The sequence below is a fragment of the Vibrio sp. 1078-1 genome, from assembly GCF_033340475.1.
Map to the genome: position 1 here is coordinate 1 of NZ_JAWOWM010000730.1, position 554 is coordinate 554.

Sequence of the window (554 nt, forward strand, 5' to 3'; positions counted from 1 at the left end):
GAAGAAACGCAGTTGCATTTTCACACTCATCCAATTTCTCCAGTAATTCGTCTTCACGTGACAACGTCTTATGACCTCTCCATTATGTGGCAGCGCAAAGGCTACCACACATGTTCGTTGCAACTAAACCGTTAAGCTCACGTCATAAAACTCAAGTAACGCTTTTTCTGCATGCGCGTTCCACACATAGTTGTTCGCGCACAAAATCGCATCGAGTTCCGCAAAGAACGGGTCTTGGTCTGCCAACGATAAAAAGTCATCAATCGCCGTCAATGGCAGGTCAATATGTGGGTAAATCAACTTCTTACCGCCCGGAATATCCAACTGATTCAGAATCGTATGTGGCGCAGCTTGTAAGCCACCAACATGTGTGATCATGAACGATGGATTGATCTTGCCTTGCGAGGAAAGCTCAATAGATTCCACCATGTCACCCTTTGAACCACCAGACGTTCCTACAATATGGGTTGATTCGTAATGCACGTTGTAGAAGTTAAACGGCACTTTGAAATTCTTATCCGTTGGGCCAGCAAAGAAGTTGAGGCAGCCATCAT

At 45.3% G+C, this 554-nt stretch carries 2 pseudogenes; both read right to left on the bottom strand.

Annotated elements, in window-relative coordinates:
• A pseudogene (locus R7190_RS29755) lies at positions 1-64 on the bottom strand (transcriptional regulator); the annotation flags it as partial.
• A gap of 59 nt (positions 65-123) precedes the next feature.
• A pseudogene (locus R7190_RS29760) lies at positions 124-554 on the bottom strand (L-sorbose 1-phosphate reductase); the annotation flags it as partial.